Consider the following 16,416-nt stretch of genomic DNA (forward strand, 5'->3'; position numbering starts at 1 on the left):
TGGCTCTTCACCTTAAATAACAACAAACAATTCAATTTCATTTTACAACACTTTCTTTCTGGCAACATCCAGGTAACCAAGTATAAACACAACACAGCCCACAACCATACTTAGCACAACTTCCTCGGTAAAAACCTGGTACTCTTTTTTCATAAATCCTTTCATAACCATTAGCGGATAAGCAAAAGGATAATAGTTGATATACTCCCATCTGTTGGCAACCAACGTTGTTATAATTGCCACAATAGCTACTCCCATTGCCAGAGCGAAACTATTGAAACGTATACTTAACCAGAACTGAATGGCAATGATAACCACCGAGGCCAGAAATATCTTGAAGCTGGAGAAAATGATAATATCCAGCTTTTCATAAGTACCAAAGCCTAACTCAGGACGTAGCCAGTTTAACACAGTTCCGGCCATTATCAGGGCAACTATAAACACCACCGTACTTAACAACACAAGCCCAAGCGTAATCAGTACTTTAGAAAAGTATACCGTGCTCTTTGGTAATGGCAACGCGTACAGGTGTTTCCAACCATTAGCTTTGTGCTCTATGCCGTTAGTCATGCTGGTTAGCAAGGCAATGAAAACAGGCATCAGCAGTTGGGTATAAACTATAAAGTTATTCATTCCAAAGCTTACCCAGGCACCAACTTCTTTATTTACCAGATTTTCTCCTTTAGCCCAGAATGCCAGGAAATACATACTTATCAGGGCGCATGGGGCCAGCACTGCCATCCAAAGCGCGAAAGTGCTTTTCAGTTTCAGCGTTTCAGCGCTGAGGCTGCTTTGCATATAAGTTAAGGCCTTCATAATTGTGCGGGTTGTAAAGTTTCGGATGGTAAATTGACAGCTGTATCACCATTGGTTATACTTAAGAAAAGATCTTCCAGGCTTTGCGAACCTGGGTTCAGGCTGTATACTTCCAGTCCGTTCTCTACGAGTAATCTGTTAACAGCGGCAACTTGCTTTTTCTCTGCAAGTTGCACCGTTATAGTTTCTGCTTCGTGCGCAATTAACTGGTATTGATGATCGGAAAGCAGTTTGGCTGCAATAGTTGTATTATCGCAACTGAGTGTAAGTACCTGGCTCCGGAAAGCATTCTGATACAGATCCTGCATGCGGCCCTGGTATAACATCACGCCTTTATCGATGATGGCGAGTTCGGTAGCAGTTTTTTCAATTTCGGAAAGCAGGTGGCTAGACAGAAAAATGGTTTTCCCAAAATCGCGGTTCAGGCTGATAATCAGGTTGCGTATTTCCCTTATTCCGCTTGGGTCAAGCCCGTTTGTGGGCTCATCGAGTATCAGCAGCTCCGGGTCTGAGAGCAGGGCGAGTGCTATACCCAAGCGCTGGCTCATACCCAATGAGTATTCCTTAGTTTTACGCGTTGCGTCATGGTGCAGGCCAACAACTTCCAGCACTTCGCCTATCCTGCTTTTGGGTGCCTGCACAATTCTCCTTGTTATTTCCAGGTTATCATACCCTGAAAGATGGCGATACAGCGTTGGCATTTCAATTAAAGCGCCAGTCTTTTGCAGAATTTCCAGCCTGTTATATTTCAGGTCTTTACCATGCACACGTACCTGGCCTTCCGGCACCTGCAGCAAGCCCAGCAATACCCGGATCGTAGTAGATTTACCTGCTCCGTTAGGTCCCAGAAATCCGAAGATACTACCTTTTGGCACCCTGAGGCTAAGATTCTGCAACACCTGCCGCTGCCCGAAGGAGTAACTAAGGTGCTTTGTTTCAATAATGTTAGGTTTCATAGTCTGGAGAGGCGAATGTGTTTATACATTACAAATGGAATCAATTTGAATGAGTCTTGAAAACCTATTATACCAATCGCTTAAAAAACTAGACCAAAGCCATTTAGCTCCCAAAAACATGTTTAATCCTGTAAAACAATACTTTAATAGCTATAAATAAAGCCTTTGTATATAGTTAGCAGCTCCAACACACTTAAATGCTATACTTTGCTTATCTTTAAGTGTAAAACAGGCATTCGGAAAAGATACTTAACCTGTTTTTTATACTTTACTCAAAACCTGATTTGTGAACTCGACTACCTTTGCCTTACATGAGGTTCCAATGAAAAAGCGATATCAAGTTGCCCTGCATGTGATAGGCTGGCTGATTTTCGGGGCCTGGATATTTTATTACCTGCAGGCTAACAGAGCCTTGTCGGTAGCTAAGGTGTTCGATGTAGCCATAGGCCTGTCGTTTCAGCTGCTTATTTTTTACTTTAACTGGTATGTGCTTATACCAAAGTACCTGGCCCGTAACCGCATTTTCGTTTACATTGCCGCCGTACTTGCTACTCTTTCATTAATTGCCCTGGTGCGCTCTCCCCTCGATTTTTATGTATTCAGAGAGTTTAACCCCGGCATGAAATCTTTGTACAGTTACGAGCGGCTGTTGCAATACGTACTTGGTGGATTGGTAACTGTGTTTATCAGCTCTGCCTTAAAGGTAACAGGCAATTATATTAAGAATGAGCGCCGCAATAAAGAGCTGGAAAATCAGAAACTGATGGCTGAGCTGGCTTACCTGAAATCGCAGGTAAACCCGCATTTCCTATTCAACACGCTTAACAATATCTACTCGCTGGCTTACAAGCAATCGCCGGAAACGCCGGATGCTATTATGAAACTTTCGTTGCTGATGCGCTACATGCTGTATGAGAGTAACGACACCCTGGTAAGCCTGCAAAAAGAAGTAGACCACATCCAGAACTTTATAGACCTGCAAAAGCTTCGCCTGCGCGAGCAGACAAGTATAAAATTTAACATTCAGGGCAACCTCGACGGAAAACAGATAGCCCCTATGATGCTGATGACGCTGGTGGAGAATGCTTTTAAGCATGGCCTGGTCAGCAAGAACGAGGTAGGCATCATCATTAACCTGGTTGTAGGCAGCGATTACCTCCTTTTTAGCACGATTAACAACTCAAGCACACATAAAAAACGGGAGTATGGCGGTATTGGCTTGCAAAACCTGCGCCGGCGCCTTAACTTGCTGTATGCCAACAAACATGAGCTTGCTTTAGAAGAAAAAGAGAACACATTTTACGCTACGCTGAAACTATACTACTAATCTATAAAACTATGACCATTCGCTGCCTTGCCGTTGACGATGAACCTCTGGCACTTGATATAATTGAAAGCTACGTAAGCAAACTGCCTTTTCTGCAGCTTGTAAAAACCTGCTCCAGTGCCACTGAGGCTATGCAGGTTTTGCAGGAAGAGAAAATCGACCTCATGTTCCTGGATATTGAGATGCCAGAGCTAACAGGTATACAGTTTCTGAACATACTCAAAAACCAGCCTCTCATCATCTTCACTACCGCTTACCCTGATTATGCACTTGAAGGCTTCAACTACGATGCAGTGGATTATCTTCTTAAGCCAATCCCATTCGACAGGTTTTTGAAAGCAGTAACCAAGGCACAGGAACGGCTACAGCACAATGGCAAACCCACCGAAACACCTGCTGCTCCTGTAGCCGCACCGGCAGCCGAGCACGATTTTATGTTTGTAAAGGCAGACTACAAAACCATTCGGGTCGATTTTAAAGACATACTCTGGATAGAAGGCCTGAAGGATTATATCATTATTCAAACAAGGGATCAGAAGATCATCACGCTGCTGTCGATGAACAAAATGATGGAGAAGCTACCCGAGACCAAATTTCTGCGGGTGCACCGCTCCTTTATTGTTGCCCTGCAAAAGATTGATAGCATCGAAAAAAGCCGTATCCGGATTGGTAATAAAGAAATTCCGATAGGCGAAGTATACAAAGACCAGTTCCTGAAATGGGTGGAAGAGAATAACATCCAGTAATCACAGGCACGCCAAATAAAGCTCGATTAAAAGATTCGGGGCAGCTATACTTGCAGAAAACGTTTCATAGTTCGTACTTCGTGTTTCATATTTTCTGAAATGATACAAGATACTTTAAGAGGCACGGGTGTAGCCCTGGTTACGCCATTCACAAAAGAACTTGCCGTAGATTACAATGCGCTTCGCAAACTGCTGGATTTTACAGTAGAAGGCGGCGTCAATTATTTGGTAGTAAATGGTACAACAGCCGAATCGGTAACCACCACAACCGCCGAAAAAGCAGAAATTCTGCAATTTATAAAGCAACACGTTAATGGTCGTGTTCCGTTGGTTTATGGCATTGGCGGCAATAACACGCAGCATGTTATCGATACGATAGCTTCAACTGACCTGAATGGCATTACAGCTATACTTTCGGTGAGCCCATACTATAACAAACCATCGCAGCAGGGTATTTACCAGCACTATGTAATGGTGGCAGATGCTTCACCGGTTCCTGTTATATTGTATAACGTACCCGGCCGCACCGGCAGCAATGTAACTTCCGATACTACGCTGAAACTGGCCGTACATGAAAACATCATTGGCATAAAAGAAGCATCGGGCAACCTGGAGCAGTGTATGCACATTGCCAAACACAAGCCAGCCGATTTTATGCTGATCAGTGGCGACGACCTGCTTACGCTGCCCATGATTACATTCGGAGCGGTGGGTGTTATTTCTGTTCTGGCAAATGCTTTCCCTGAAAAATTCAGCCGTATGGTTCAGTTTGGTTTGGAACACAACTTTACAGCTGCATCAGAACTGCTGTACGATTTTGTTGACATAAATCCATTGATGTATGAAGAAAGCAACCCGGTTGGTGTTAAAGCCGTTTTGGAGCGCTTTGGGGTAAGTACGGCAGCCGTTAGGTTACCGCTGGTTGAGGCTACATCTGGTTTAAAAGACAAACTTTACAAGTTACTGTAAGCAAGTATAAAGTATAAAGGCAGAGCCGGAGGCAGTTTAATTGTCTCCGGCTCTGCCTTTATACTTGAAATTGCAAAAAAATCAGCATAAGTGGCTGTATAACAAATATTCTTAGCCTTAACATTTGCTTTCGATTTTTTTACCTTTTTCCTTTGCCAGAATATTCCGGGCTGATGGCATTTTGATGAGGAAACAGGAGTTTTGCTTTAAAATATCAGGTCTGTTATGTTTTATACTTTTATCAAGGGTTAAGTCTACGTCTTTGCATACTTATCAAATTACAGTTCAGAAATCTGAATTTTCAGAAGGCGTAAAACATACTTCAAAGCTTTGTTCCGTTGCTTTTGCACCTGTTAACCTGCATAACGATCAGCAGCTTTCCTTTTTAAAAAGCATGAATGCATTTATCCGCTATACGCTCAGCTACTTCTCATTTATAGAAAAACCACACAGCTGATTTCCAATTTCAGGATTATACCGTAAGAGCTCTTCTGTATATCCGCTAATTTTAATCTGTCTCAAATAAAAATTTAAATAATGGAGATAATCCAACAACTGATCGATTTTATACTTCACATTGATGTGCACCTGGTTGAATTGCTGAAAGAGTATAAAATGTGGATCTACCTTATACTTTTCCTGATCGTATTTTGCGAAACAGGTTTAATTGTAACGCCTTTCCTGCCGGGCGATTCGTTGCTTTTTGCTGTTGGAGCGTTGGCAGCTGTTCCTTCGTCAAACCTCAATTTGCTATTCCTGATTGTATTATTGTGCGTTGCAGCCATTTTAGGCGACTCTTTTAACTACTTTACCGGCTACAAACTTGGCGATAAAGTATACCTGCGCAATTACTGGTTTCTGAGCCGCGAACACCTTGATAAGACGCAGGAATTTTATGCCAAATACGGCGGCCGCACCATCATTTATGCCCGCTTTATACCTATCGTTCGCACGTTCGCGCCATTTGTGGCCGGAGTTGGAAAAATGAACTACCGCCACTTTATTTATTATAACATTGCAGGTGCTTTGGCATGGGTTCTGTTCTTTACCCTAATTGGCTATATGTTTGGTAATATGCCGGCTGTTAAGAAGAATTTCTCCATGCTTATACTAGGTATTATTGTGATATCGCTGATACCTCCGGTTTGGGCCTTTGTAAAACAAAAACTAGCTCCTAAAAAAGAGTTCAAATAAATACAGCCCATACTTTACCTCAGACCAGAAGTAAAGTATGGGCAATAGTAAATTAAATCTGAATACCTGTAATGAGTATTAAACAAAATGCCAGCGCAGTTTCTACGGCCGGCTTACTGATTTCGCTGGGCATTATTTACGGAGACATAGGCACCTCGCCGCTCTATGTAATGAAGGCTATCATTGGGGAGGCGGTAATTAACAAAACCCTGGTTTACGGTGGTATTTCCTGTGTTGTCTGGACGTTAACCCTGCAAACAACTATAAAGTATGTTATACTTACCTTACAGGCCGATAACAATGGCGAAGGTGGTATTTTCTCGCTTTATACGCTTATCCGCCGTAAAGCCAGATGGCTTGTAGTACCGGCTATGCTTGGAGGTTGTGCCCTGCTTGCCGATGGCATTATCACTCCTCCGATCTCTGTTTCTTCAGCTATCGAAGGGCTTCGTATTCTGCAACCTTCCATACCTACTGTGCCCATTGTGATAGCTATACTTACATTGCTGTTCATGATGCAGAACTTTGGTACAGAGATCGTAGGTAAAGCTTTTGGCCCTATAATGCTGGCTTGGTTCACGATGCTTGGGGCATTAGGTCTGCTTTCGCTGGTACATCACCCGGAGATACTTGCTGCGTTTAACCCGCGCTACGCCTACGAAATGCTGGTAAATTACCCGAACGGTTTCTGGCTGCTGGGTGCTGTTTTCCTGTGTACTACGGGTGCCGAGGCCTTGTATTCTGATTTAGGTCATTGCGGTAAAGCAAACATCCGTTTCAGCTGGACTTTTGTAAAAACCTGCCTTTTGCTGAATTACTTCGGTCAAGGCGCCTGGCTGATGTCGCATGCGGGCAGCAAACTTACTCAAAACCCGTTTTATGCCATTATGCCAGGCTGGTTCCTGATTTTCGGAATCGGTATAGCTACCATTGCAGCTATAATTGCCAGCCAGGCGCTTATCAGCGGTTCTTTCACACTTATAAGCGAAGCCATCCGCCTGAACTTGTGGCCACGGGTTAAATTGGTTTACCCAACAAACCTGAAGGGCCAGCTGTATGTACCTAGTATAAACCGTATGCTTTGGCTTGGCTGCGTAGGTGTGGTACTTTATTTCCGCGAATCGGAGCACATGGAAGCTGCTTATGGCTTGTCTATTACTGTGGCCATGCTGTCTACCTCCATTTTGTTAAGTTATTACCTGTATGTAAAGTATAAACTTCGCCTGCTAGTAGTTGTATTCCTGGCCATTTATATCAGCATCGAATCATCCTTCCTGATTGCCAACCTGAGCAAATTTCCGCATGGTGGCTGGGTATCGCTCCTGATTGGTATTGTGCTCCTTGCCGTTATGTATACCTGGATTAAGGCCTTTTACATCAAACGTAACCTGACAGAGTACGTGCGACTGCGCGATTACATACCTGCGTTGAAAGAGCTAAGCGAAGATGATACCATTCCAAAGTATACCACCCACCTGGTATTTATGACCAGTGCCCCGAAAACGAAAGAAATAGAATCAAAGGTTATTTATTCAATTTTCCAGAAACGCCCGAAACGTGCTGATATTTACTGGTTTGTACACGTAGACACAACCGACGAGCCCTATACAATGGAGTATAAGGTGCGAAAACTGGATGAAGAAGATGTGATCCGCATTGATTTTAAACTTGGCTTCCGGGTAGAGCAGCGCATTAACCTGTTCTTCAGAAAAGTTGTTGAAGAGCTGGTAGATAATGGAGAAGTGGATATTACAAGCCGCTACATATCGCTTAACAGGCAAAACCTTATTGGTGACTTCCGTTTTGTAGTACTTGAAAAATTCCTGTCTTACGAAAACGACCTGCCTCTGAAAGAGCGCCTTATCATGGAGTTATACTTCTATATCAAGCAGTTTACCAGCTCAGAAAGCAAGTGGTTTGGCCTGGATACCAGCTCTGTTAAGGTAGAGAAAGTACCGTTGGTAATTTCTCCTGTTCAGGCACCCCAGCTTAAACGCGTTTCTGTTTAGGTTTGTAGTTAAAGTAAGTAATACGCTAATAATTTTAGATGCAGCAGTATCCTTAAAAAGGAAATACTGCTGCATCTTTTGTTTTCAGGGTTTCAGAAGCTAACCTGGAAAGTTTCTTTTTAAGCTTTTTTGGCAGTTTTCATTCAAGATTCCACTTCTATTAGTATCTTGCTATATCTTTATTTACTTAATATCTTTATCTGCTTATAGGTGTATTGGCTTTTAAGCTTAAAAATGATCAGGATTTCAGTTATCGGATCGGATATAAGGCTAATACTATAGTATAAAAGAACCACTTTAAAAATATAAGTAGCTGTATACAGCAACCTTACATGAATAAACTACTCCTTAATTTACGCCGCCGCAAGAGCGCTACTGCACTTCTCAACGACTATAAAGACGATGCGCACATTCAGGGAACTGACCTTGTGCGTACGCTTCGCCTCCGCGATCTAATCTCTTTTGGTATTGCCGCTATTATTGGTGCTGGTATTTTCAGTACAATAGGTAATGCCAGTGCTGCAGGCGGGCCTGGCGTTTCGCTGTTATTTATATTTACTGCTATTGCCTGTGGCTTCTCGGCATTATGCTATGCTCAGTTTGCCTCTACCATTCCGGTAGCAGGTAGCGCCTACACGTATGCTTATGCTTCCTTTGGCGAGTTGATAGCCTGGATAATCGGGTGGGATTTACTTATGGAGTATGCCATTGGAAATATTGCAGTAGCCATTTCGTGGTCCGATTATTTTACAGCCCTTTTAAGCGGCATTGGCCTGGTTATACCAGAATACCTGACCATGGACTTCCTGAGCGCCTCTCGCGGCCATGCAGAAGTGATGGCTCAGCTGGCCCAGGGTACTGCGCTTTCATCGCTGCCTTCTAACCTGCAGCAGGCATACGCGGCCTGGCAGAATGCACCTTCTTTGGGAGGCATTAAATTAGTAGCTGATATTCCGGCATTGGCCATTACTGTCCTGATCACATACCTGGTTTACATTGGCATTAAAGAATCGAAGCGAACAGCTAACCTTCTTGTATTGCTAAAGCTGATTGTTATATTTATTGTGATTGCAGTAGGTGCATTTTATGTAAACCCGGGTAACTGGAGCCCTTTCGCTCCTAACGGTATATCAGGCATTATGAAAGGTGTTTCAGCAGTTTTCTTTGCTTACATCGGTTTTGATGCGATTTCTACAACCGCCGAGGAATGCGAAAATCCCCAACGCGACCTGCCTCGGGCTATGATCTGGTCTCTGGTAATCTGTACAGCGCTTTACGTTGTTATAGCCCTTGTGCTTACCGGCATGGTGCCTTATACTGAACTTGCTGTTGGCGACCCGCTGGCGTATGTATTTTCAAGAGTGAACCTGGATGCAATTGCCGGTATCGTGGCTGTGAGTGCGATTGTGGCCATGGCAAGCGTTCTGTTGGTTTTCCAGTATGGGCAACCACGTATCTGGATGAGTATGAGCCGAGATGGTCTTTTACCTAAGATATTTTCAAGCATTCACCCGAAACACAAAACGCCCTGGTTTGCAACTATAGTTACCGGTTTCGTAGTAGCGGTGCCAGCCTTGTTCATGAACCTGACCGAGGTAACCGACCTGACAAGTATAGGAACGTTGTTTGCCTTTGTACTGGTATGTGGTGGCATTCTTATTCAGCAGCAGAAACATGAGGTTCCGGTTGGTAAAGGCTTCCGGGTGCCTTATGTAAATGCCAAGTATGTGCTGCCTTTACTACTTATTATCTGCATAGGCCTTGTCTATATTTACAACCAGGAAGGCATTGCACAGTTCTTTAGTATGACAGAGGGGGAAGCGTCTGGCTGGGAAGTATTCCAGCATAAATTGCCACTAATAGGCTTTATGCTTGTTACAATTGTTATGGTATACCTGAGCTTTACGCGCAATCTTTCTCTTATTCCGGTTTTAGGCCTGCTTACAAACCTATACCTGATGACGGAACTGGGTATTACAAACTGGAGCCGGTTCCTGGCATGGCTTGTACTTGGGCTTATCATATACTTTTTCTACGGCTACAGACACAGTAAATTACACCCTACTAACGCAGCTGCCCCTACTAAAGCATAAAGCTTAGATAATGAATAAAACGAAAAGCATAGCAACTGCTTTAGCCATAGTTTTCTGGCTGGCACTGCTATGCTTTTCAATTAATTTCCAGGTTCAGCAATTTAGAACCTCCATCCCCTCCTCTGCTGTATCTTCTGATCAGCAGGACTTCATTACTCCTGTTTCTGCAGAACACGCTGTAGCCTGGATCGAACAGGTTCTCGATCTGGAAGTTATCTCATCTTTTAAAAACTGGGCACTGCCAGCTTCTTTACTGGCCTTTTTGCTACTTTATGCCGATGCATGCGCAATAAAGAAGCAACTACGCCACAGTTTCAATTTCATATTCCTATCTCTTCGTTTCCGGATTTTCCCCAACGCTCCATAGATTTTTCTGCTATTTGCAGGTATGTCTTTTTGATTAGTTACGACTGCAATACAGTGCAATCTTTTTATATTAGAACTCTACTTACTAAACACCTAACACACAACTAAACTTTTATGGCAAAAAATATTTTTGCGACCAAATCAGTTGCCAAGCTTATCAGGGAATCTGAGGGCGGGGAACATACCTTAAAACGGACCCTTACAGCCAGCAACCTGACTATGCTGGGCATTGGTGCCATTATTGGTGCCGGTATTTTCGTGTTAACAGGCACAGCTGCTGCCAACGCGGCAGGTCCGGCAATTGTATTCTCCTTTATTATAGCCGGTCTGGGCTGTTTATTTGCCGGGCTTTGCTACGCTGAGTTTGCCTCTATGATTCCGGTAGCTGGTAGTGCATACACATATGGTTACGCTACGTTAGGCGAGTTTATTGCCTGGATAATTGGCTGGGACCTTATACTTGAATACCTTTTCAGTGCAGCTACCGTAGCTGTTGGCTGGAGCGGAAACTTTGTGAGCTTACTCAAATCTCTTGGCATCCACATTCCTGCCATAGTAGCAAGCGCACCTTTGGCTTATGATGGTACTTCTATTACAACTACTGGTACTTTTATAAACCTGCCAGCTGTTTTGCTTATACTCGTACTAACTGCCCTTCTTATAGTTGGTATCCAGGAATCTGCAAAAATCAATAACCTTATCGTAGTTGTTAAGATCTCTATCGTTTTACTGGTAATCATCTTTGGCTTCCAGTATGTTAATACTGAAAACTGGGTTCCTTTTGTTCCGGAGATGGAAATACTGCCAAATGGCAGCACACGTTTTGGTTGGAGTGGTATTGTACAGGGTGCAGCCATTGTATTCTTCTCTTACATTGGTTTCGATGCCGTTAGTACTGCTGCCCAGGAAGCTAAGAACCCTCAGCGCGACATGCCGATAGGTATGCTGCTATCACTTGGTATCTGCACCGTGCTTTACATACTTATGTCACTGGTTCTTACCGGTTTAACGTCTTACGAGAATCTTAATGTACCAGATCCTGTACTGGTAGCGCTTACAGCTGCAGGCCCTGCGCTTAAGTGGTTATACTTCTTTACTGGTATCGGCGCAATTGCAGGTCTTGCATCAGTGGTACTGGTAATGCTTATGGGCCAGCCGCGTATTTTCTTTGCAATGTCGCGCGATGGTTTATTGCCGGCTTTCTTCGGTAAAGTGCATCCACGTTTTGGCACGCCACACGTTGCTACCATTGTTACAGGTGTGATTGCAGCTATTATTGCCGGCATTTTCCCGATTGGCTTGCTTGGCGAGCTGGTAAGTATAGGTACGCTGCTGGCTTTCGTGATTGTGTGTGCCGGTATTATTATGCTGCGCCGCACCAGCCCGGAACTGAATCGTCCGTTCAAGACACCATTGGTGCCGCTTGTACCTATTTTAGGTATCCTGATCTGTGGTTACATGATGCTAAACCTGGGTTTTGATACCTGGATGCGACTGATCATCTGGATGGCAATAGGTATACTTATTTATTTCCTGTATGGCCGTAAGAATAGTAAGTTGCAAAAACAGCTGGAAGATGCTCCTGTAGAAACGCTGAAAGCATAACCAACTTTCCACTATAAGTAAAAAGCCACTGTTAATTACAGTGGCTTTTTTTATGCAATTATACCCAGCACTCAAACTTCCGGAATGTTAAAAATCACCACCCAAAACCATAAAAATCATGCTGCGTTTAACGGCTATAATTAGCTTTAAACACATGAAAAAGCACAATCAGGAACTTGATATTGATGAAGACCTGGCACTGGAGCATAAGTCATTAATTTTAGAACGGATTGGTTGGATACTCATGCTGCTATTTGTAGTTGCCGCTGCACTTGGCTTTACAGGACGCGGTGGAATTATAAATGACAAAACGGAAGGTAGTACTGCAGCTGGTATAGAAGTTGCCTATGAACGTTTTCTAAGAAGAGATGCACCATCTACCCTGAAAATCACGCTCCACGAACCAAGCTCTCAAGTACGTTTCAGCAAGGCATTCTATGAAAAAGTAAGGATAGAGGAAGTAGTTCCGGAGCCAAAACAAGTACAGGTTACTCACGAAAGTATACTTTATACTTTTGAGGGCGCACCGGTAAACGCTTCACTGCTCTTCTACCTCAAACCACAAAAAGCCGGCAGCTTGCAGTACATGGTTGATAATGGTAAGCACCAGCTTAGTATCTCTCAATATATATATCCTTAACCCTTAAAAACACATGGATTCTGTAATACGTGGCGTTATAGTATACTTTTTCCTGTTATTGATATTCAGGATAAGTGGCAAGAGAACCCTGAGCGAGGCAACTGTTTTTGATTTTGTGTTATTGCTTATTATCTCTGAAACAACGCAACAAGCCCTGCTTGCCGATGATTATTCGATCACAAATGGTTTCCTGCTGATTACAACCCTGCTGATTGTAGATGTGGGCATGTCGTTATTCAAACAGCGCTTTACCGCCGTAGAGAAAATTCTGGATGGCGTACCGCTTATTATTATCGACAATGGCAAAATGCTGAAAGAACGAATGAAGAAATCGCGGGTAAACGAATCAGATATTATGGAATCTGCAAGGGAGTTACAAGGCCTTGAAAACCTTGATCAGATTAAATATGCCATATTAGAGAAAGATGGCAAAATCACGATCATACCAAAAGAGAATAAATAAAAGCAGCAACGCTACAAACTAGGTTATACCTCTGCTTCTTTTAAAATAATGTAAAAAGATTAGACCTCCTTTACATTTTATTAATGATTTGATGAAAGCTGGTTTTCAGAGATTTTTTTCAGGTTGGCTAACCCACGCTCGAAATCCGGGCCAATCATACCATCCATAAACAACCCGACATACTTACTTACAGGGTTATTACCCATATCCGTATCCATAGCCCAGGTTAAAAAAGTGCCATCAGCCAGTTCTTTAAAAGTATACGTACCTGTCCCTTTCCCATTTTCCCGGAAGTCCATTTCAGCAACTATGAGCAAGTTTGGCTGGCTTTTCTTTAGCGTAAGTATACCATTGCCTACATTAGGATGCTGGCTTGACCAGGAATAGCGGGCACCCGGACCCATTGCAGGACCTGTATAAGTAAGTTTCATTGCAGGATCTATACTATGCCAAGGCGACCATTTTTCCCAGTTACGCAGCGTGTTTATCTGCTCGAAAACAAGGGAAGCCGGTGCCTTGATAATTACTGTTCGCTCTACGTGCACTTTTGAAGGCAGAAAGATGGAAACAACTACCAAAAGCAACACAATAACAAGCAAACTAAAACCTGTATACTTTAGTGTTTTCATATAAAAACTGGTAAATCAGAAGTATAATTTTAATAAAAATACGCAAAGAATAGCAGTTTTACAATATTTCAGGAAAGGCCATAAAAAAAGACCGCAACTGTAATTGCGGCCTTTTTCAGATGGAAATTTAATACTAATGTATAACCCTTATACGTAAGTGTACTGATAAGTATACAATTTTTGATTTTGCACTTTTCTACTACCAGTTGCCTGTTCTATCGGATGGCCCGTAATGGTCGTTACCAAAATCACGAAATTCATCCTCGTGCCCATACGAGGCATCGTGTCGGTAGCCATGGTTGCCCCGGCTATCAAAATTACGGTAACGATCTCCTTCTTCCGGATTATCTAGGTTAGGGTCGTACCCCATACTATACCGGTAATGCGACCGCTGATGTCCGTACGGTCCTTCATCCAAAGGGTAAAAATGTATACGGTTTACATCGTTCTCGGCTCCGTGTGGTAAACCGTAATCTTCATGACGTGGCATACCATAAACATTGCTCGACTCATACATGGTATTTAAATAATCTTCCCGGCTACCACCGCGGCTATCTCCCCTGCCCTCGTAACTTGGCGGCATCCGGTATCCTCGCTCCATACGGTCGCCATCTTGCAGGTAACCACGTTCACCTTCATACTCTCCTCTGTGGCGGTTATGCATCATTTTCTGTTCGTAGCGCCACTGCTTTTTGCCATAATCACCTTCGTCGTTGTGCTCTCTGCTATCTCTATAATTTCTCATAATTGTTTTTATTGTTAAGACTTCAGCCCCAGGTAGTACCCGGGTACCGGAGCGCCGTTATATAGTTATAGTTTATACGTTTGCGTTACAAATTGCAGCTTGTTACCGGTTACGCGGTCCCCGCTCATTGCGCCCTTGCTGCTGGTTCTGCCATCTATCCTGGTTGCCGTATGAAGTATCTTCACCAAAATGAGGTCTGCCCTGGTCGCTATAGTTTCTTCCGGCAAAGCCTCCCCTGTAATCACTATCATACCTTGGATTGCCTTCTTCGTAGCGTCTGTACGATTCAAAATCTCCGCGGGAAGAATGTCCCAGATACAAATCATCCTTACGATTACGGGGGTGCACAACATCATGCCCGAAACGCTCATCAGCCATACGATAGCGCTCGCTTGGGTGTGCATTATGGCGTAAATGCTCGTAATCAGTATTTCTATAGTCAGCACGGGCATCGTAGTGGCGGCCAGAATTATACCGATCATCAGTATAAACCACACCAAGCGGGTTGTTTCTTCTAGGGCGCCTATGGCTGCTGAAATCTTCTCCGCTATAGGTAGCTCCACCCGATTGGTAACGCCCTTCGGGGTACATAGAACTTTGTTCTGCATTTGCATTAAAATTACGCTGGTCGCCATAATCTTTATCGTAAGCCCGGCCATAACCCAGATTAAAATGCGAATCTGTTGTATAATTTCCCCGGCTTGAATTGTGCCCATGTTCCTGCTCATGCAACCAGCGAGGCTCGCGTTCTTCCCTGTTATCGCGGTAATTTACATTTTCGTGTCTCATAGCTTTTAATTATAGTTTGTATCTTTTTTACGGCTGTTAAGCACCTTTAGGTTAGCCCGTTATCATGCACAATTGCAACTTAGCTTCTAACCCACAGTAGCAATTGCCCGTTTAAAAAGGTACAACAAAAGACAATTTGAGCTATGGAAGGAATAGATTGGTATAGTAAAACCGGATACACCGACTACCGAAACCATTACCGCGGAGACGACCAGCCTTTAGACCCAAGTGTATACAGGGGTGCATACAGACTGGATACTTACAGCCCTGAGAGGGATAGAACCACATACTATGGATTTGAAAGAGACAGGCACCAGGAAGAGCGGCATGGCAGAAACTATGCACTAAACCGCTCCGGCAATATGCACTATGAAAACATGAAATGGGATGAGCGCGACAGAGGCGATTACAACCGCCGTTCTGACTATGAATCTGAGAACCGTTTTGCCAGAAACCGTGACGAGCAATACAGACCAGACAGAGATGAAGCCCGGTATGGCAACCAAAACAGAGACAATTTCAGAGATGAGCGCGACTGGGACCGTGACCAATATAGAAACAGGCGCAATGAAAACTATGGCAACATGGCTGGCTCGCTGAGTGTTGGATATGATGGCGATTATTACCGGGAGCAGGAACGCACACGCCATTACGACCCACTGACCGGGCAACTGCGTAACCAGCCTCGCCGCTACAACTCACCAAACGAGTATGGCTTTAACCCTGATTACGAACAATATTAATAAACAACAGCATAGCGTACAGCCGTGCTTCCTAATTACTTAAACATAAACTCCTATGAAAGCGAACGAAAAAGATAAATCGAAGAACGAGAATAAGAACATGAACCAAGGCAATAAAATGCCTAATGTACAGGGCCAGAACGCAGACAAAGATAAGATGATGAAAGGCCAAGTGGGCGGCGCACCATCGCAGAAAAGCGGCAGCCGTGGAAGTGCCGATGTACAGGACGGCGGCCAGGATATGGGCAGCAGTGCCGGTAGCCACTAAGTATAAATTACAAACAAAAAAGCCAGGCAAATGCCTGGCTTTTTTGTTTAAAACGCAA

General features: G+C 43.6%; 17 protein-coding genes. 12 read left to right on the forward strand and 5 right to left on the reverse strand.

All coding sequences use genetic code 11. The features are described 5' to 3' along the window. Positions 1 to 42 precede the first annotated feature (42 nt). Both LWP20_RS11675 and LWP20_RS11680 read right to left on the reverse strand, forming a co-directional pair. Positions 43 to 798, reverse strand: a complete 756-nt coding sequence (locus LWP20_RS11675; protein WP_242928322.1) for an ABC transporter permease — start codon at positions 796 to 798, stop codon at positions 43 to 45. A gap of 14 nt (positions 799 to 812) precedes the next feature. Further along, entirely contained in the window at positions 813 to 1,772 is a 960-nt protein-coding gene (locus LWP20_RS11680) for an ABC transporter ATP-binding protein (RefSeq protein WP_242928323.1), read from the reverse strand. 322 nt (positions 1,773 to 2,094) lie between these two features. On the opposite strand from LWP20_RS11680, the gene LWP20_RS11685 reads away from it, so the two are divergent. The 10 genes from LWP20_RS11685 to LWP20_RS11730 all read left to right on the forward strand — a co-directional run bounded on the left by LWP20_RS11685 (position 2,095) and on the right by LWP20_RS11730 (position 13,184). Beyond that, a complete protein-coding gene (locus LWP20_RS11685) occupies positions 2,095 to 3,099 on the forward strand; it encodes a sensor histidine kinase (RefSeq protein WP_242928324.1) in 1,005 nt (334 codons plus the stop codon). An 11-nt stretch (positions 3,100 to 3,110) separates the two neighbouring features. Continuing rightward, positions 3,111 to 3,845: a LytR/AlgR family response regulator transcription factor gene (locus LWP20_RS11690; protein ID WP_242928325.1), complete on the forward strand. Its 735-nt coding sequence runs from the start codon at positions 3,111 to 3,113 to the stop codon at positions 3,843 to 3,845. Positions 3,846 to 3,944: 99 nt separating this feature from the next. Then, positions 3,945 to 4,814 (forward strand): 4-hydroxy-tetrahydrodipicolinate synthase, encoded by an 870-nt coding sequence (gene dapA / locus LWP20_RS11695; protein ID WP_242928326.1) that lies wholly within the window; start codon positions 3,945 to 3,947, stop codon positions 4,812 to 4,814. 537 nt (positions 4,815 to 5,351) lie between these two features. After that, positions 5,352 to 6,008 (forward strand): DedA family protein, encoded by a 657-nt coding sequence (locus LWP20_RS11700; protein WP_242928327.1) that lies wholly within the window; start codon positions 5,352 to 5,354, stop codon positions 6,006 to 6,008. 71 nt (positions 6,009 to 6,079) lie between these two features. Next, positions 6,080 to 8,017 (forward strand): KUP/HAK/KT family potassium transporter, encoded by a 1,938-nt coding sequence (locus tag LWP20_RS11705; RefSeq protein WP_242928328.1) that lies wholly within the window; start codon positions 6,080 to 6,082, stop codon positions 8,015 to 8,017. A 332-nt stretch (positions 8,018 to 8,349) separates the two neighbouring features. Then, positions 8,350 to 10,110 (forward strand): amino acid permease, encoded by a 1,761-nt coding sequence (locus LWP20_RS11710; RefSeq protein ID WP_242928329.1) that lies wholly within the window; start codon positions 8,350 to 8,352, stop codon positions 10,108 to 10,110. 10 nt (positions 10,111 to 10,120) lie between these two features. Further along, positions 10,121 to 10,477: a hypothetical protein gene (locus LWP20_RS11715; RefSeq protein WP_242928330.1), complete on the forward strand. Its 357-nt coding sequence runs from the start codon at positions 10,121 to 10,123 to the stop codon at positions 10,475 to 10,477. Between the two features lie 113 nt (positions 10,478 to 10,590). Next, positions 10,591 to 12,081 carry an amino acid permease gene (locus LWP20_RS11720; RefSeq protein ID WP_242928331.1) on the forward strand — a complete coding sequence of 497 codons (1,491 nt, stop codon included), beginning with the start codon at positions 10,591 to 10,593 and terminating at the stop codon, positions 12,079 to 12,081. A 154-nt stretch (positions 12,082 to 12,235) separates the two neighbouring features. Then, entirely contained in the window at positions 12,236 to 12,721 is a 486-nt protein-coding gene (locus tag LWP20_RS11725) for a hypothetical protein (protein ID WP_242928332.1), read from the forward strand. 13 nt (positions 12,722 to 12,734) lie between these two features. Beyond that, a complete protein-coding gene (locus LWP20_RS11730; RefSeq protein ID WP_242928333.1) occupies positions 12,735 to 13,184 on the forward strand; it encodes a DUF421 domain-containing protein in 450 nt (149 codons plus the stop codon). 80 nt (positions 13,185 to 13,264) lie between these two features. On the opposite strand, the gene LWP20_RS11735 is transcribed toward LWP20_RS11730, so the two are convergent. From LWP20_RS11735 to LWP20_RS11745, 3 genes are all read right to left on the reverse strand, one after another. After that, the gene (locus LWP20_RS11735) at positions 13,265 to 13,813 is read right to left on the reverse strand and encodes an SRPBCC family protein (protein WP_242928334.1); all 549 of its coding nucleotides are present in this window, start codon (positions 13,811 to 13,813) and stop codon (positions 13,265 to 13,267) included. Positions 13,814 to 14,012: 199 nt separating this feature from the next. Further along, positions 14,013 to 14,558: a hypothetical protein gene (locus tag LWP20_RS11740; protein WP_242928335.1), complete on the reverse strand. Its 546-nt coding sequence runs from the start codon at positions 14,556 to 14,558 to the stop codon at positions 14,013 to 14,015. A gap of 102 nt (positions 14,559 to 14,660) precedes the next feature. Further along, positions 14,661 to 15,347 (reverse strand): hypothetical protein, encoded by a 687-nt coding sequence (locus LWP20_RS11745; RefSeq protein WP_242928336.1) that lies wholly within the window; start codon positions 15,345 to 15,347, stop codon positions 14,661 to 14,663. Positions 15,348 to 15,490: 143 nt separating this feature from the next. On the opposite strand from LWP20_RS11745, the gene LWP20_RS11750 reads away from it, so the two are divergent. After that, positions 15,491 to 16,090 carry a hypothetical protein gene (locus LWP20_RS11750; protein ID WP_242928337.1) on the forward strand — a complete coding sequence of 200 codons (600 nt, stop codon included), beginning with the start codon at positions 15,491 to 15,493 and terminating at the stop codon, positions 16,088 to 16,090. Positions 16,091 to 16,145: 55 nt separating this feature from the next. Further along, a complete protein-coding gene (locus LWP20_RS11755) occupies positions 16,146 to 16,358 on the forward strand; it encodes a hypothetical protein (protein WP_242928338.1) in 213 nt (70 codons plus the stop codon). Positions 16,359 to 16,416: the final 58 nt, after the last annotated feature.

The sequence above is a fragment of the Pontibacter vulgaris genome (assembly GCF_022758145.1).
Classification (GTDB): Bacteria; Bacteroidota; Bacteroidia; order Cytophagales; family Hymenobacteraceae; genus Pontibacter; species Pontibacter vulgaris.

What these genes read in the sequence shown, in the direction of transcription:
- LWP20_RS11675 (WP_242928322.1), bottom strand. Translation starts at nt 798, where the DNA reads ATGCAAAGCAGCCTCAGCGCTGAAACGCTGAAACTGAAAAGCACTTTC.
- LWP20_RS11680 (WP_242928323.1), bottom strand. Translation starts at nt 1,772, where the DNA reads ATGAAACCTAACATTATTGAAACAAAGCACCTTAGTTACTCCTTCGGG.
- LWP20_RS11685 (WP_242928324.1), top strand. Translation starts at nt 2,095, where the DNA reads ATGAAAAAGCGATATCAAGTTGCCCTGCATGTGATAGGCTGGCTGATT.
- LWP20_RS11690 (WP_242928325.1), top strand. Translation starts at nt 3,111, where the DNA reads ATGACCATTCGCTGCCTTGCCGTTGACGATGAACCTCTGGCACTTGAT.
- dapA (WP_242928326.1), top strand. Translation starts at nt 3,945, where the DNA reads ATGATACAAGATACTTTAAGAGGCACGGGTGTAGCCCTGGTTACGCCA.
- LWP20_RS11700 (WP_242928327.1), top strand. Translation starts at nt 5,352, where the DNA reads ATGGAGATAATCCAACAACTGATCGATTTTATACTTCACATTGATGTG.
- LWP20_RS11705 (WP_242928328.1), top strand. Translation starts at nt 6,080, where the DNA reads ATGAGTATTAAACAAAATGCCAGCGCAGTTTCTACGGCCGGCTTACTG.
- LWP20_RS11710 (WP_242928329.1), top strand. Translation starts at nt 8,350, where the DNA reads ATGAATAAACTACTCCTTAATTTACGCCGCCGCAAGAGCGCTACTGCA.
- LWP20_RS11715 (WP_242928330.1), top strand. Translation starts at nt 10,121, where the DNA reads ATGAATAAAACGAAAAGCATAGCAACTGCTTTAGCCATAGTTTTCTGG.
- LWP20_RS11720 (WP_242928331.1), top strand. Translation starts at nt 10,591, where the DNA reads ATGGCAAAAAATATTTTTGCGACCAAATCAGTTGCCAAGCTTATCAGG.
- LWP20_RS11725 (WP_242928332.1), top strand. Translation starts at nt 12,236, where the DNA reads ATGAAAAAGCACAATCAGGAACTTGATATTGATGAAGACCTGGCACTG.
- LWP20_RS11730 (WP_242928333.1), top strand. Translation starts at nt 12,735, where the DNA reads ATGGATTCTGTAATACGTGGCGTTATAGTATACTTTTTCCTGTTATTG.
- LWP20_RS11735 (WP_242928334.1), bottom strand. Translation starts at nt 13,813, where the DNA reads ATGAAAACACTAAAGTATACAGGTTTTAGTTTGCTTGTTATTGTGTTG.
- LWP20_RS11740 (WP_242928335.1), bottom strand. Translation starts at nt 14,558, where the DNA reads ATGAGAAATTATAGAGATAGCAGAGAGCACAACGACGAAGGTGATTAT.
- LWP20_RS11745 (WP_242928336.1), bottom strand. Translation starts at nt 15,347, where the DNA reads ATGAGACACGAAAATGTAAATTACCGCGATAACAGGGAAGAACGCGAG.
- LWP20_RS11750 (WP_242928337.1), top strand. Translation starts at nt 15,491, where the DNA reads ATGGAAGGAATAGATTGGTATAGTAAAACCGGATACACCGACTACCGA.
- LWP20_RS11755 (WP_242928338.1), top strand. Translation starts at nt 16,146, where the DNA reads ATGAAAGCGAACGAAAAAGATAAATCGAAGAACGAGAATAAGAACATG.